12 protein-coding genes are annotated in these 13,528 nt (G+C 66.8%); 1 reads left to right on the forward strand and 11 read right to left on the reverse strand.

Annotated elements, in window-relative coordinates; all coding sequences use genetic code 11:
* Positions 1 to 135: 135 nt before the first annotated feature.
* The 11 genes from OG828_RS08880 to OG828_RS08930 form a co-directional block, all read right to left on the reverse strand.
* Positions 136 to 693: a pyridoxamine 5'-phosphate oxidase family protein gene (locus OG828_RS08880; RefSeq protein ID WP_328500728.1), complete on the reverse strand. Its 558-nt coding sequence runs from the start codon at positions 691 to 693 to the stop codon at positions 136 to 138.
* A gap of 140 nt (positions 694 to 833) precedes the next feature.
* Complete coding sequence (locus tag OG828_RS08885) at positions 834 to 1,625, reverse strand: antibiotic biosynthesis monooxygenase family protein (RefSeq protein WP_328500729.1); 792 nt, start codon at positions 1,623 to 1,625, stop codon at positions 834 to 836.
* Positions 1,626 to 1,775: 150 nt separating this feature from the next.
* Positions 1,776 to 2,450 carry an MBL fold metallo-hydrolase gene (locus tag OG828_RS08890; RefSeq protein WP_328500730.1) on the reverse strand — a complete coding sequence of 225 codons (675 nt, stop codon included), beginning with the start codon at positions 2,448 to 2,450 and terminating at the stop codon, positions 1,776 to 1,778.
* A gap of 25 nt (positions 2,451 to 2,475) precedes the next feature.
* Positions 2,476 to 3,582, reverse strand: a complete 1,107-nt coding sequence (locus OG828_RS08895) for an alcohol dehydrogenase catalytic domain-containing protein (protein WP_328352179.1) — start codon at positions 3,580 to 3,582, stop codon at positions 2,476 to 2,478.
* Positions 3,579 to 4,574 carry a hypothetical protein gene (locus tag OG828_RS08900; protein WP_328500731.1) on the reverse strand — a complete coding sequence of 332 codons (996 nt, stop codon included), beginning with the start codon at positions 4,572 to 4,574 and terminating at the stop codon, positions 3,579 to 3,581. Before OG828_RS08900 ends, OG828_RS08895 begins: the two co-directional genes overlap by 4 nt.
* A 515-nt stretch (positions 4,575 to 5,089) precedes the next feature.
* Positions 5,090 to 6,217 (reverse strand): YihY/virulence factor BrkB family protein, encoded by a 1,128-nt coding sequence (locus OG828_RS08905; protein WP_328500732.1) that lies wholly within the window; start codon positions 6,215 to 6,217, stop codon positions 5,090 to 5,092.
* 290 nt (positions 6,218 to 6,507) lie between these two features.
* The gene (locus tag OG828_RS08910; RefSeq protein WP_328504827.1) at positions 6,508 to 7,191 is read right to left on the reverse strand and encodes a class II aldolase/adducin family protein; all 684 of its coding nucleotides are present in this window, start codon (positions 7,189 to 7,191) and stop codon (positions 6,508 to 6,510) included.
* A gap of 80 nt (positions 7,192 to 7,271) precedes the next feature.
* Positions 7,272 to 8,090 carry an energy-coupling factor transporter transmembrane protein EcfT gene (locus OG828_RS08915; protein WP_328352191.1) on the reverse strand — a complete coding sequence of 273 codons (819 nt, stop codon included), beginning with the start codon at positions 8,088 to 8,090 and terminating at the stop codon, positions 7,272 to 7,274.
* Complete coding sequence (locus OG828_RS08920; RefSeq protein WP_328500733.1) at positions 8,087 to 10,114, reverse strand: ATP-binding cassette domain-containing protein; 2,028 nt, start codon at positions 10,112 to 10,114, stop codon at positions 8,087 to 8,089. Before OG828_RS08920 ends, OG828_RS08915 begins: the two co-directional genes overlap by 4 nt.
* Before the next feature lie 19 nt (positions 10,115 to 10,133).
* Positions 10,134 to 10,775, reverse strand: coding sequence for a mycothiol-dependent nitroreductase Rv2466c family protein (locus OG828_RS08925; protein ID WP_328352197.1), 642 nt, complete (start codon positions 10,773 to 10,775; stop codon positions 10,134 to 10,136).
* A 237-nt stretch (positions 10,776 to 11,012) separates the two neighbouring features.
* Positions 11,013 to 11,654: a mycothiol-dependent nitroreductase Rv2466c family protein gene (locus tag OG828_RS08930; RefSeq protein ID WP_328352200.1), complete on the reverse strand. Its 642-nt coding sequence runs from the start codon at positions 11,652 to 11,654 to the stop codon at positions 11,013 to 11,015.
* Between the two features lie 544 nt (positions 11,655 to 12,198).
* On the opposite strand from OG828_RS08930, the gene OG828_RS08935 reads away from it, so the two are divergent.
* Entirely contained in the window at positions 12,199 to 13,389 is a 1,191-nt protein-coding gene (locus OG828_RS08935) for a M24 family metallopeptidase (RefSeq protein ID WP_328500734.1), read from the forward strand.
* Positions 13,390 to 13,528: the final 139 nt, after the last annotated feature.

Here is a 13,528-nt window from a genome sequence, read left to right on the forward strand (position 1 = left end):
CCCGCGCACCTCGAAGGCAACGGCTCTGGGGCCCATCCTCTCGCGAGCGAATCCCGTCGTGCGACAGCGCCCACTCGGTGGCTGGCGGCCGACTGCTGTGCCCCGCCCTCGGGTCTCCGTCCTGCTGCCAGCGGCTCACGCCGGAGGCGCGGCCGCCATCTTGTAGCCGGACACCTGGGCGATCGACTTCCCGTCCTCGCTGAACTCGAGCAGCGCTCGGTAGGACAGGCTGACTCGGGCATCGGCCCACATCCCGCGCACCGGCTGGATGCGGTAGAAGACCTGCATCCCCTGGTCCGGCGGCTTGATGTTGTTGAACAGGGAGGTGTCTGCCGCCCAGGGGAACTGGTCCAGGCTGATCTTCGAGGCGTGACGGATCTCGTCGATGTCAGTGACGACCGCGGCGATCCCCTGCATCTGCAGCGATCGGGTTGTGAAGCGACCGTAGAAGCCGTCGGGCGGCAGGTAGGCGATGTCGTAACTGACATGGGGATTGCGCCGGATGTGGACGTGCTTGCGCGTGTTCTTGAAGGTGTGCATGTACACGATCAGCCCGTCGCCGGCGAGGTGCATCCTCGCCGAGGACGGAAACCCGTCGGCGTCGATCGTGGCCAGGCTTGAGAGCTCCTCGGTGCGCAGCAGCTCAATGATCTCGGCCTCGATCTCCGCCACGGTCGGTTCAGGTTTGGACATGGTCGCTCCTTCTACTCGGGTGAACTTGGTCGTGAGAGCCACCCAACGCCCCCTTTGGCGGGAGGGTCGTTGTCGGAGAACCCCGAGGGCTAGGCGTTGTCTTCACATGTCACGCCCGCAGCAGGCATGACACGAGGTGCCTAGTCGACACAGACGTTGGGCACGGCGGCGCGGCGGAGCACTTGTCGGAAGCAACGTATTCCGGCCGGGTAGTGGGCGAGAGCGTCCAGGAACTCCAGGTCGAAGAAGGTGTCCTGCAGGGCACGAACGGTTTCCCAGACAGCCAGGTTGACGAGAACGTTGCTGCTCCCGATGCCGCGGTAGAGCTGGGCCTGGATGAACCCGTTGCGGCCCTTCATGTATGCACCGGTCTTCTGGTACGCGTGGATGGCTTGGTCGACCGTGCCATCCGGAACGACGAAGATGTCCAGCAGTGTGAAGGCGCCATTGGTGGCCTGGAATTGTTCGGCGAGCGGAACGTCGGGACACAAGTCGACGTACTCGATCGCAGATGGGCCGGCAGCCGGTTCCCCCGCCGCCGAGGCGGGCTCCTGCTCCCACGGTGCGCCCAGGCAGACACCGGGCACTTCCACCGGCCGCACCAGGTGCGGGTATGCCGCCGATCCGTCCGGATAGGTCGGGAGCAGGGCCTGGAACTCGGGACTCATGAAGGCGTTCTGCAGGTCCTTCGCGGACTGCCAGTCGGCGACGTTGGTGACGATGCGGCCGGCCTCTCCGCGGTACAGTTGCTGGGAGATGTTCCCTGCCTTCGTCTTCATGACCTCCGAGTCCAGGCGCCATACCTCGATGACGTCGTCCTCCAGGCCGGGAGGCGTGACGATGGTGTTCACAATCGTGACGGGCTCGTCTCCGGACTCATTCAGCTGAGCCATGAACGGCGCCCGAGTGTCGAAGTCGTTCAGTGTGATCATCGGCGGTCTTCCTCAGTCTGTGGCGATCGACGCTGGTCGACCGGCGAACCGCTAATTGTGGTGATCTCCGTCGTACCAGCGCTCCGAGCCCTGTCCGCCCCCCGGTTTGGCGAGATCGGGCTGCATGACGCCTGCGCACTGCGGAACTGCTCACTGCGACGTCCCGACGTCCTGCGAGGCCCCGTGCTCGAGGACCGCGATCTCGGTCCCCTCCGGTGCCAGGTCGCGCAGTAGTCCGCAATGCATCTTCTGGTGGACCGGGGCGAGGCCGGCTTGGTGGATCGGCACGGCGAACCGGGGCGCCACCGTCCGCAGGTAGTCGATCGCCTCGCCGATCTTCATCCACGGCCCACCGATGGGAAGCAGCAAGACGTCGACCGATCCGGCCGGAGCATCCAAGGCGTCACCAGGGTGCAGCAGGCTGCCGTCGATGATGTACCCGTTGTTCGGCACGATCGGGAGTGCGGCGTGGATGCACGCGTGGTCACCGCCGACGACCTCGACCCTGGCCCCTCGAAGGACGAACGTGCTCCCGGGACCGACGATTCGCATCCGGCTTGGTGCGATGTCCCCGAGTCCCGCGAGGGCTGCCTGCGTGTGAGCGTTGAGCACGAGCTCGGCCGCAGGGTTGTCGGCCAACAGCTTGCCGAGGCGCTCGCCGTCGACGTGGTCCGCATGCGCGTGCGTGAGGAAGACCGCATCGAGGTCGACCACCTGCTCGAAGTCCCGCGAATAGCCACCGGGGTCGAACAGAAGGCGAATGATGCCGTCATCGCCCGAGAGCTCCACCAGCACGCACGCGTGCCCGTAGTGCGTCAGCTTCATTGTGAGATTCCTTGCCGGCGGTCCATTACGGGTGGACGATCGTCATCCACATGGGCTTCCTGCGCTGCTGCATGTCCTGGATCGCCCTGACGGTCTCGGCGAGCGGGAAGTGGTGCGTGATCAGGTCGTCTGCCGTGACGGCACCGATCTCGAGGAGCTTCAGCACGTCCACCACGTCGTTGCGCGTGTCGCCCCTGGTGCCGACGAAGCGCCAGCAGTTACCCATGATCGCGATCGGCGGGATGGGCACCGGGACGGTGTTGCCGCCCATGTGCGCCAGAACGCCGCCTGTGGCCATGGACGCCATGGCGTGAGCGGTGATCGGGCTGGACGGCACATAGTCGAGGACAGCGTCGACGCCCTGCGGAACCAGACGCCGGATCGCCCCGGTGAGGCCGCTGCTGGCCTCCCAGCCCTCGGGTAGATTCTCGGTCGCAATGGAGTCGACGGGGATGCCGTCGGCCTCCGCCAGCTTCTCGACGTCCTTGAGCCGTTCGCCGCTGCGGCCCACCAATATCAGCCGGCCAATGCCGAACTGCTTGGCGAACTTGACGCTCGCGGTGCCCATCGTGCCGGTCGCCGCGGTGATGACCACGGTCGCAGCCTGTGGCAGGTGGCACTCCTTCAGTATCCGGACGGCGTTACCCAGGTCGTGGACCTTCGCGCCGACGTCGAAGCTGACGTTGTTGGGCAACCTGTCGAGCAGCCAGAACGGGACGCGAACGTACTCGGCCAGCCCTCCGTCGTGGTAGCGCTCGTACAGCGGCAACGGACCGTCGCTGAACGCCGCGTGGCCGATCATCGCGTACTGAGCACACATGTTCTCGCGGTCGGATCGGCAGTAGACACAGTGACCGCAGCTGAGCTGGGGGTGGACTCGGACGCGCTCGCCTCCGGTGAAGCCCGGTACGTCGGGTCCGACCTCCGAAACGGTGCCTGCCATCTCGTGCCCGAGGATCGTCGGCAGCTGCTTGAAGGCCCCCATCTTGAGCAGCGACATCATTCCTGGGGCAAGGCCGGCGGACTCGACCTTGACGATCACTTCACCTGAAGCCGGTTCGGGAACCGGGACCTCCTCAAGGACAAGGGCACTCTCGGCGTCGTGGGCCCGCGTTGCCAGCATGGTGCTCATGCCTGGCTCCTTTCGACGGCTGCGCCCAGCCGCTCAGGCGAGTAGGGGTCGGCAGTGCGCGTGGTACCGATGACCTGCGGAAGTTTGAGGTGCGACAAGAGCGAGACGTGGGTCGACTGCTCGCGCGGAATGCTGGCGTGGGCCAGGCCGAACGGAATCCGCACGAAGTCGCCCGGATGCAGCTCAACGATGCCCCGCTGCGTCGCGAGGGTGCGGATGCCGGAGACCTGGTACTGGATCTCGTCGGCGTCGAGCGTCCGCCGGTAGCGCCGACTCCCGTCACCGGCCGTCGTGTTGACGTATCCGAGTCGAATCGTCGGTGTGGCGTAGATCCACGTGGCGCCGGCACCGTCACCGATCGAGTGCACCCGCATCCGCTCGGGCTCGGCGTGCACGCGCTCGAGGAGCAACGTCTCGTCCGCGGGGAACACCGCGATGTCGTGGCCCACCGCCCCCATGCACTGGGTGACGGCCTCGTTGACCTCGCCCGGCTCCCAGCCGGGGAACGGCGGCATTACCGGCTGCGACGTCCGAATCGGCTCGACCAGCTCGGCGACCGGCGCGGGCAGGTACAAGACCAGGTGGCTCTCCTTGCGACCGTAGTTGTCGTGGCCGACCCCACACGGGATCCGGGAGAACTCGCCCGGCCGGTGCTCGATGACCCCGAGCTCGGTCATCAGCGTCCGTTCACCATCGATCTGGTACGAGATCTCATCGACATCGCAGTTGCGGTGGTAGAACGGCTGACGACCGTTCATGACCTGCCACTCGACCCGGAGTTGGTCGTTCTCGTACACCCCGCGCGGGGGCGCGAACTTCTGCTCGACGTACTTCTGCGGGAAGTGAACGACGGGCAGGAGCTCGTGATCGTTCCACAGCTTGATCGGCAGCTTGTTCGGATAAGGAGACGCGAGGAGCAGATCCTCGTCACGATCGATGCTGCGCAGTGGCCGATCAGATCCGATGGTCATCACGTCTTCGACGACCCTCATGGAGACCTCCTCGTCTCGGAATATGGGTGGCGCCGCGGCAGCATCCCCGTGACGCCGGGACGACGCTCCGATGTGGCAGCTCTGCGATTCAGCGCCGAGCGCGCGCCTCCAGGACCCCGCCTTACCCCACCCACGGCGTGCCACCGGGGTGCGACGGCGCGTGGCGAGGGCCGCACACCATTATTATCAACCTGGTTGATATATGTCTACGTACTTGACGCTTGTCGCCTCGCGTCGCCCGTCACAGAGGAGCGCAGCTGCGCGCGGCGCGATGGATCAGAGGTCTTGCCCCCGGAGTGCCAGCGAGCTCCCGCGTCAGGTCAGCCACTTGTGCGTCCATGACGGCGCCTGGCGCGGCACGACAGCGTTCCTGGCCGATCCGTCCGCGTCCGCGCGACCGCTTCCAGACGCGCCCCGGAGGATCGGCTCAGGCGCTCCACGTCGTGGCCGAGGTCGTCGTGACCACAGCAGCGCTGCGCGCCTCGTTGGACTTGGCCGGGCTACGCCCATACCGTTCACCGTCCCCGCGCTCGGCGAAGACGCGTCTGCAGGTTGCGGACCGGCGTGAGCTCACGGCGCGTTCTCCACCATGTCAGCGGATGCGGCCAGCGAGTCTCGGGAGAAGGCCAGAACTCCTGGACGCCCGCGTTGAACTCCGCCCCGAGGATGATCGCGAAGCCGAGGAAGAAATTGAAGAGCAAGAAGGCGATGGCCGTTGCCAGGGCGCCGTAACTGATGCCGGCCTGTGCGGTCCAGCTGAGATATCGGCGCAGGCCCTCGCTTGCAGCCATGAAGAACACGCCCGCGACAAGTGCGCCTCCGAAAAGGCGACGCCACCGAAGCGTGTGCTGTAGAGCCAGCTTGTACAGGGTGGTGAGCGCGACGATCAGCAGCAAGCCTGTCCCGGGATAGTAGAAGATGTCGATGAGACGCAGGCCGGGTTCGCGCCACTCCACCGGCAGCACGCGGCCCGCGAGCGAGGGGCCAAGGGCCACCACAGGCAGGATCAGCACAGCGGCGATGAGGAACCCGATACAGAGGAGCAGGGCGAAGATGCGCTGCCAGACCGGGTGACGCGCAGATGCTTGCCCGTGTGCCGCGGTGATGGCGTCCACGAACGCGGCTATCGCTGACGAACCGGCCCACAAGGACAGTACGAAGCCGATCGAGAGCACGCCGCCGTGGCCCGGTTGAAGAACGTCGGCGACCGTCGGCGCCACCAGGTCGTCGCCTACGCTCGGGCTGATCAGCTTTCGGGAGAAGGTGATGATCTTGGACTCCACAACCGCGACGGTGTCCGGGCCGAACCAGTGGCCGACGTAACCGAGGCTGCCGAGCAGGACGAGCAGGAGTGGCGCCAAGGACAGCATCTGCCAGAATGCTGCAGCGGCCGAGCGCATGAAGATCGAGTCGGCCCAGGACTTGGCCGCGACATGGACGACCAGCCGACGGACCTGCCCGAATTTCCTGACGACCCGGCCCATATCCTGCGGCTCCATGGGCCGCTCCGTCTCGTCGTCCTCGTTCATCGCCACCGCAGGCTCGCCGAGCTCGATCTGCGCATCGTCGTCGAAGACGTCATCAGTCTTGATTGCTGTCTCCTTCGCCGAGGGAGGCCAGTTCCTCTGCTGTCGGGGTTCCATGCGAGTGGAACGACTCGATGGTCAGCAGTCCTCAAGCCTGTCCCTGGGCACGTACGGCCTTGCTCCAGGCCCGAGTTGCGAGCGACCGCCGTCGAGGAGATCTGCGCGGCGGGTCGTGTGCTTGCGGGTGCCGTGGATCAGGCGGTCGACCAGGCCGGGATCGGGCCCTGCGATTTCGGCGACCAATGCCTGTACGGCCGTCGCTTGTTTGCTCAGACCGGTGTCACCATCGCTCCACCTCACTCCTCGGCCACGAGAGCCTCATCCGGGCGTCGGCGCCGGCCCCACGCCTAGCTGTGTGCACGGCGCACCAGGTACTCCCACCCGGCTTTGATCTGGTGTGGGTTCCAGATCTGCTCACGCTTGAACCGGGTCTCGGCCTCGTTCGATGCAGTGCGTACGCCGCCGGCAGCCTCAGCGAGGAGCTGGGTGTGGCAGGCGCGCTCGAGCAGCACCGCATACATGACGGCCGTCGCGATGTCCGGGCCGACCGTCACGGCGCCGTGGTGCGGCATCAGTATCGCGTTGGCGTCGCCGAGTCCCTCGGCAAGCTCCCGGCCCAGGTCCCTGGTCGCGATCAACGCTCCTGTGACCGTGAACCGCGGCACCTGCGGATAGGCGAACGGCACTGCATCGTGAGAGATGGGCAGGAGCTCGCGCTGGAGCGAGGAGAAGGCGCTCAGCGCGGGAGCGTGCGTGTGCACCACTGCCCCGACACCTGCACGGCGAGCGAAAATCTCGGTGTGGATGGGGAACTCCAGATGTCGATTCCCGGTGCCCCGCAGCACCTCGCCCTCCGGCGAGACCAGGACAACCCGGTCCTCGTTGATCTCATCGAAGCCGAACCCCGAAGCTTTCATCCAGGCGCCCCGACCGTCAGGATCGCGGACTGAGGCGTGGCCCCACACCATGTCGGACAGGCCTGCGGTCGCGAGTGCACGGCTAGCGCTCACGACGTCGGCAACAACATTCATCTGGTCGAACCTCCTTCGAACGCGACCGGGGCCTGGCACAGGTTTCCGCCATCCGGATCCGCTCGAACCCGAGACCGCCTTCAATTGCCAGTCGTGACCCGGACCAGGACGGGCACCACGCACACGGCCAGCACCACGGCGAAGGCGACGGCGTCTCTCGACGTCGGCCGCGACGGCTGGGCTGAAATCTGGCCCGAGCCCCCCCGGGCCGTGATCGCGTCGCCCATCTCATCGGCACGCCTGAGCGAGGCCGTCATCGCGGTGGCCAGCATGTCGATCATCTCGCTTCTGCGTCGACGCCAGCGCTCCCGCCGGGTCGTCGCAGCAACACGTGGGCGCAACCGCCGTGCAGCGAAAAGCACACGGAACTCCTGGCTCAGGATCGGGAACGCCCGCAGTGTCAGCGCGAGGGTCACCGCCCAGTCATCAACCGGAAGTCCCAGCGCCTTGAACGGACGGCCCAGCTTCGAGACAGCGGGCGCGACCTCCGAGACGTTGGTCGTCCACGACACCAGTGCGCAGATCCCCATCATCGAGGCGGTCAGCAGGAGCAGCTGCAGGTAGCCGAGCAGGCCACCGAGACCGGCCGGGTCACCGCCTGCGGCGCCGAACGCCACGCCGCCGATGAGCAGGAGCACCCACAACAGGGGCGGCATCGTGGGCAGCACTCCACGCGTGACGCCGGCCAGCCTGCCCACGGCCAGCACGAACACGGTGAGCAGTCCGATCGTCGTCCAGGTAGGGAAGGACACCATCAGCACCGAGAAGACCGCCACGACGATCAGCTTGGTGCCTGCCCACAAGCGGTGGACGGGTGAGTTCCCGGGAACCGGACGCAGCAGCACCAGTGGCTTGGTGCGCCTGCGCTTCCGGATGGATTCGGTCTGGGCCGCGGTCATCGAGCGCCTCCGGTGTGAGTGGGCGCCGGCACGAGTGTGCCCTTGTGCAGCTGCAGGGTGCGCGGACACAGCTCGTCGAGTCCGGAGAAGTCGTGGGAGATGACGATCACCGTGAGTCCTGTGTCCCGGCGCAGCTCGGTGAGCAGCGCCAACAGGCCGCGCGAGCTCGCGGCGTCGAGGCCGGCAAGTGGCTCGTCGAGGATGATCGCGCGCGGTTCACGGGCCAGCAGACTGGCGAGCACCACACGCCGCATCTGACCGCCGCTGAGCTGGTCGATACGCCGACTCGCCAACGCGGGATCCAGACCGACAGTGACCAGGGCGCGCTCCACGCGGCTGTGGTCGCCGGGATCGAACCCGGACGCCGAAGCGATCTCGAACTCGACGCTGGCACGCATCAGCTGGAGCCGAGCGGCCTGGAACGACATCGCGACCGCACCCACTTGGTCCGACACCGGATGGCCGTCCAGCAGGCAGCTGCCCTTCGTCGGCTCCACGAGTCCAGCCATGATCCACGCGAGTGTCGACTTTCCCGAGCCGTTCAGCCCGTGGATCAGCACGCCGTCACCTTCGCCGATCGTAAGGTCGATGTCATGGAGGGCCGTCGATGCCCACGGGGTGCCGCTGCCGTACTCGTGTCCGACCCCCCGCAGCTCGAGCAGGGGTTGACCGCTGCTGTGGCTCGGCGCGAGCTTGGCGGCCGGGACGGGCGCCGAGATCACCATGTCCACGTTGTCTTCGTTGCCAGTCAGGTTGACGATGCGATCGGCGGTGCAGGCCTCGTCGTTGAAGTGGGTGATGTGGACGATCGCCATGTCGTGGCGCTGGGTCAGCCCTGTCAACATGTCGATGAGCGTGTCCCGGCCAGGCTGGTCGACCATGCTGGTGATCTCGTCGGCGATCAAGAGTCGCGGCTCCCGAGCAAGCGCTGCAGCGACCGCAAGACGTTGGAGCTCGCCGCCTGACAGGGCTCCGGTGTCGCGTTCACCCAGCTCCGCGAGACCTACCTCGGCGAGCAAGCGGTCAACGTCGACGGAGACGCCACACGGGAGACCCCACACGACGTCGTCGACGACGCGGGTACCGAGGACCTGGCTCTCCGGGTGCTGCATGACCACTGCGGTCCCACCGAACTGGCCGAGACCGACCGCCCCGGGGCGGTCGAGGGCGCCTGATGTGGCCTCACGACCGGAGAGCATCAGCATGAGAGTCGTCTTGCCGGAGCCGTTGGCACCGGTGACGGCCACGTGCTCCCCCGACGTGATGGTCAGGTTCAGCGGGCCGACAGCGTCCTGGACCGTACCGGGGTAGCGGAAGCAGGCGTCGCGCAAGGTGACCGGCACGGGTGCGACAGGGCGGTCGTCGTGGACGAAGTCCAGTTGGTGGACGTCCGGAACGCTGCCGAGTCGGGCGAACACTCGCGACACGGCCCACCAGGCGACCATGTTGATGATGGTCATGATGACCATCGCGGTCGAGATGACGAAGATCGGCCAGTAGTCGATCAGCGTCGCCGCGGCGTCGCGCACCCAGTCGCCGACCGACTCCAGCGCTGGCACCACGCTGAGGATGTTCGCGACGCCGTCGGAATAGCCGGTGATGAGCTCGAAGATCACCTTCCGGAATGCCGAGAGCACTGCCACGAGGGCTGCGACACCGACACCGAAGACGGCGCCCGCCGTGACAGCGGCGACGGAGATGCTCCAGATGCCTCCGCCCCGACGCTTCACGAAGCCGACCAGGCCACCGATGTAGACACAGATCACTATCGAGCAGGGACCTGCCAGGCTGACGACGAGGAACGTGACGATGGTGCTGGCGACCGCCGCTGCTCCGAGCACCCGAAGACGGTGGCGGAACGCCAGCAGAGCCATCGGCACGGTGCCGAGCGTCAGAAGCGGGGCTGCGAACGGCAGCGCGGTGGCGGGGACTACGATGGCGCTGCAGAGGGCGGCCATCACCGCCGCGTGCGCGAGTTCGGCTGGTTGCAGCGGCCCGGTTCGCCGGAGCACTTCAGTCTTCATGTTCGCAGCCCCCTCCGCTTCAGCTGACGTCAGGCGTCAGGTCCTCGGGCTGCTTGCGCTTGATCTCCCAGAAATCCGGATAGGAAGCGAGTGTGAGGACGGCATCCCACAGCTTGCCGGCCTCTTCGCCCCGAGGGATGCGAGAGAGCACCGGACCGAACACCGCGACACCGTTGACGTGGACGGTCGGGACGCCGGCGATGGCGCCGGGCACCTTCACGCCCTGGTCAGTACTCGCGCGCAGCGACTCCTGGTACTCCTCCGAGGCGGCGGCGTCAGCCAGCTCGGCCGGCAGACCGACCTCGTCAAGCGCCTCCGCGATGATCTTGTCGAAGTCCTTCTTCAGCAGGTCGCCGAAGGCCTTGTTGTCGCCGTTGTGGATGCGCGAGCCCAACGCGGCGTAGAGCGGCTCCACGATCTCCGCGCCGTGCGCGCGCTCGGCGGCCGCCAACACCCGGACCGGCGCCCACGCCTTCGCCATGATCTTCGGGTTGCTGAACTGGGTAGGAAGGTCATCCTCATTGAGGATCGCCAGGCTCAGGAGGTGGAACGACACCTCGAAGTCACGGACCGCCCTCGCCTCCAGGAGCCAGCGGGACGTGATCCAGCTCCACGGGCAGAACGGGTCGAACCAGAAGTCGGCACGGGCCTTGTCGGACATGGCATACCTCTCGGTGAGATGAAATCGGGTGCGATGGAGATCGAGTCACGGGCCGCTCACCCAACGTTTTGAGTCAGGGTCAGACCGTGCTCGAGTGGATGGTTTTATGCAGGTCAGCGCCTTCACCGCCGGTGCGGTGGCGCAACGCGGGCGCACGAACGCAGACTGACTGAGGCTCTGCGCGTCGGTTACTGGAGGCCCTCAGCCACCAAGCTCCGAGTCGCCCAAGCCCGCAGCTCAGCCGAAGTCCGGCTCGAGGTCTGCGCGGTCGCGCTTGAGCTCCCAGAAGTCCGGACAGGAAGCGAGCGTCAGGACGGCGTCCCACAGCTTGCCGGCCTCTTCCCCCGGCGGGACGATCCGGCCGATCACCGGCCCGAAGAACGCCACACCGTTGATGTGAAGAGTCGGAGTGCCGATACCACCGCCGGGCACGTCCATGCCCTCACTGTTGCTCTTCTTCAGCGCGGCGTCCCACGTGGGGTCCGCCGCCGCCTCCGCCAGCTCAGCGGGCAGACCGACCTCGGCGAGGGCGTCCGCGATCAGCACATCGAAGTCACGCGCAACGACGTCCTTGAATCCCTTGTTGCCGGCGTGGTGGATCCGCGAGCCGATCGCGGTGTAGAGCGGGCCGAGCATCTCACGGCCGTAGGCGTCCTCCACCGCCGCGGCCACGCGCACCGGCGCGTACACCTTGCGCAGCATCTCCGGGTCATTCAGCTGGTGGGGCAGGTCGCCTTCATTGAGCACGACCAGGCTCATCACGTGCCACGTCACTTCGAAGTCGCGGACCTTCTGCGCCTCGAGGAGCCATCGGGAGGTGATCCAGCTCCACGGACACAGTGAGTCGAACCAGAAATCGACGTGAGGCTTTTCGGGCATTGAGGAGTTTCCTCTCGTAGCGGCTGGACGATTCGCAACGCGGTGCGGCGCCGACCACACTCCAGGCCTATCAACGTTACTGACATATGTCAACGAGGTTGATACTCACTGCTGCGAGTGCCCCTCCCGGCAAACCGGAGGGGCAACAGGAGGCGGCTCGGGCCGGACGGGCAGACCCTCAGTAGATGCATAGTCGTCGGCGGACACGCCCCCACGCGTCCCCTCACAGCAGGCTTTGACCTACTGCTCTCGCAGTAGTCGAGCGAGCAACCAGAGGCCCGCCAGATCTCTGCACGCCACGTCGGAGACCCAGGAGGTCTATGCAATCACCCACAGGATTGTTGACAATAATGTTAGTGTTCTGTCGGCGCTGGCGGCCGAACCCGACGGTCAGGCGGCCGTGCCACCACCGACCTACGAGAGGACCGCGCTCCGTTGGCCTCGGAGCGGTAGATCGACCAGATCCGGGAGTGAGGAGACAACCGTGCAGGCTATGCGTGGCGTCCAAGGGGTCTTGGGTATCCCCGCACCTATCAACGAACCGATGTTCAGCACGGTGGAGCGGGACCGGCGCTGGGGTCGCCTGCGGGCCTTGATGGACGAGGAGGGCGTGGAGCTGCTGATCGTCCTGCCCGCCTGGGTCACCTCGGACTCGCTCTACATTGCCGACACGATCGGCGTCACCATCTTTCCGCGAGAGGGTGACCCGATCCTGATCCTCGGCGGTGAGCACAGCAACTACGCCGTGGAGCGTCCGCACTGGATCGACGACCGGATGAGCGCGACGCCGTTCGGCTCGACTGCTCCCGAGTACGGGCTGGTCACCGCCGAGGTGCTTCGCCGACGCGGCCTCGTCGGCCGACGTACGGCGATCGCCGGGCTACGCGGCGACGAGTACTCATCAGTGCGGCAGCCCGAGGGGTATGCCGCACACACCACGGTGTCACGCATCGCAGAAGCCGTCGGCGGCGAGAACATCGTCGACGGGACCGCGATCCTTGGACGCGCACGGTACGTCAAGGGCGTGGAGGAGATCGCCCGCCTGGCCGCCAGCGTGCGTGTGGGCGAGGCATCGCTCGCTGCCATGGCGGACTCGGCCCGAGAGGGCGTAGCCCAGGCCGAGGTGTTCGGGCAGATGCTGTTGGCCCAAGTCCGGGCCGGCGCAGACGTACTGCACATCGCCTGGGCACCCGGCCCCTGGGGCGCAATGCGGCATCGATACGTAACCCCGCCGCCGGGAGTCCTCGAGCGGGGCACGTACGTCGCCACAGAGCTGATGCCCGAGATCCGGGGCTACCAGGCCCAGGTTGCCCAGCCCTTGGTGGTCGGTTCTCCGTCGGCCCGGGCGCGCGACATCTTCGAGCGCAACGCAGCGGCGTTCGACATCGCCCTGGAAACGATGCGGCCGGGGAAACGGTGGGGTGACGTCTTCGCAGCCGTGGAGTCCGTAGCGGGCGCGGACGACGGACACATGCTCACCCTCCTCCACGGCCGGGGGCTCGGCAACGACGGACCACTGCTCATTCCCGACCGCGACCGGTCCCACGTGGCCGAGTTGCCGATCACGGCGAACACCACATTCATCCTCAAGCCGTTCCTCGAGGTACCCGAGGCTCCCGTCCCTTCCCCGCGAACCCACGATGTCACGTGGGGTGACACCGTCGTCGTGACCGAGACGGGCGCCGAGAGGCTGGGGACGCGTCGGCGTGAGCTGACCGTCGTCGACCAAGCGTGACAGCGGGGCCCGGCGCACGTGAGACGCACCGGCCGACGTCACACAGGTGTTACTGACCTTGCCGACCTGATGTCGTGCGGGCTGGCAAGCTGCGGTTGTCGCAGTAGGCCGGTTACCTGCGCACCCGCAACGGCGGGCA

This window comes from Streptomyces sp. NBC_00457, from assembly GCF_036014015.1.
In the GTDB taxonomy this organism is placed as follows: Bacteria; Actinomycetota; Actinomycetes; order Streptomycetales; family Streptomycetaceae; genus Streptomyces.

Bases quoted from the DNA above. Each gene is read 5' to 3' on its own strand.
- OG828_RS08920 (WP_328500733.1), bottom strand. From the start codon at position 10,114: ATGAAGACTGAAGTGCTCCGGCGAACCGGGCCGCTGCAACCAGCCGAA.
- OG828_RS08925 (WP_328352197.1), bottom strand. From the start codon at position 10,775: ATGTCCGACAAGGCCCGTGCCGACTTCTGGTTCGACCCGTTCTGCCCG.
- OG828_RS08895 (WP_328352179.1), bottom strand. From the start codon at position 3,582: ATGAGCACCATGCTGGCAACGCGGGCCCACGACGCCGAGAGTGCCCTT.
- OG828_RS08915 (WP_328352191.1), bottom strand. From the start codon at position 8,090: ATGACCGCGGCCCAGACCGAATCCATCCGGAAGCGCAGGCGCACCAAG.
- OG828_RS08935 (WP_328500734.1), top strand. From the start codon at position 12,199: ATGTTCAGCACGGTGGAGCGGGACCGGCGCTGGGGTCGCCTGCGGGCC.
- OG828_RS08880 (WP_328500728.1), bottom strand. From the start codon at position 693: ATGTCCAAACCTGAACCGACCGTGGCGGAGATCGAGGCCGAGATCATT.
- OG828_RS08930 (WP_328352200.1), bottom strand. From the start codon at position 11,654: ATGCCCGAAAAGCCTCACGTCGATTTCTGGTTCGACTCACTGTGTCCG.
- OG828_RS08905 (WP_328500732.1), bottom strand. From the start codon at position 6,217: ATGGAACCCCGACAGCAGAGGAACTGGCCTCCCTCGGCGAAGGAGACA.
- OG828_RS08900 (WP_328500731.1), bottom strand. From the start codon at position 4,574: ATGAGGGTCGTCGAAGACGTGATGACCATCGGATCTGATCGGCCACTG.
- OG828_RS08910 (WP_328504827.1), bottom strand. From the start codon at position 7,191: ATGAATGTTGTTGCCGACGTCGTGAGCGCTAGCCGTGCACTCGCGACC.
- OG828_RS08885 (WP_328500729.1), bottom strand. From the start codon at position 1,625: ATGATCACACTGAACGACTTCGACACTCGGGCGCCGTTCATGGCTCAG.
- OG828_RS08890 (WP_328500730.1), bottom strand. From the start codon at position 2,450: ATGAAGCTGACGCACTACGGGCACGCGTGCGTGCTGGTGGAGCTCTCG.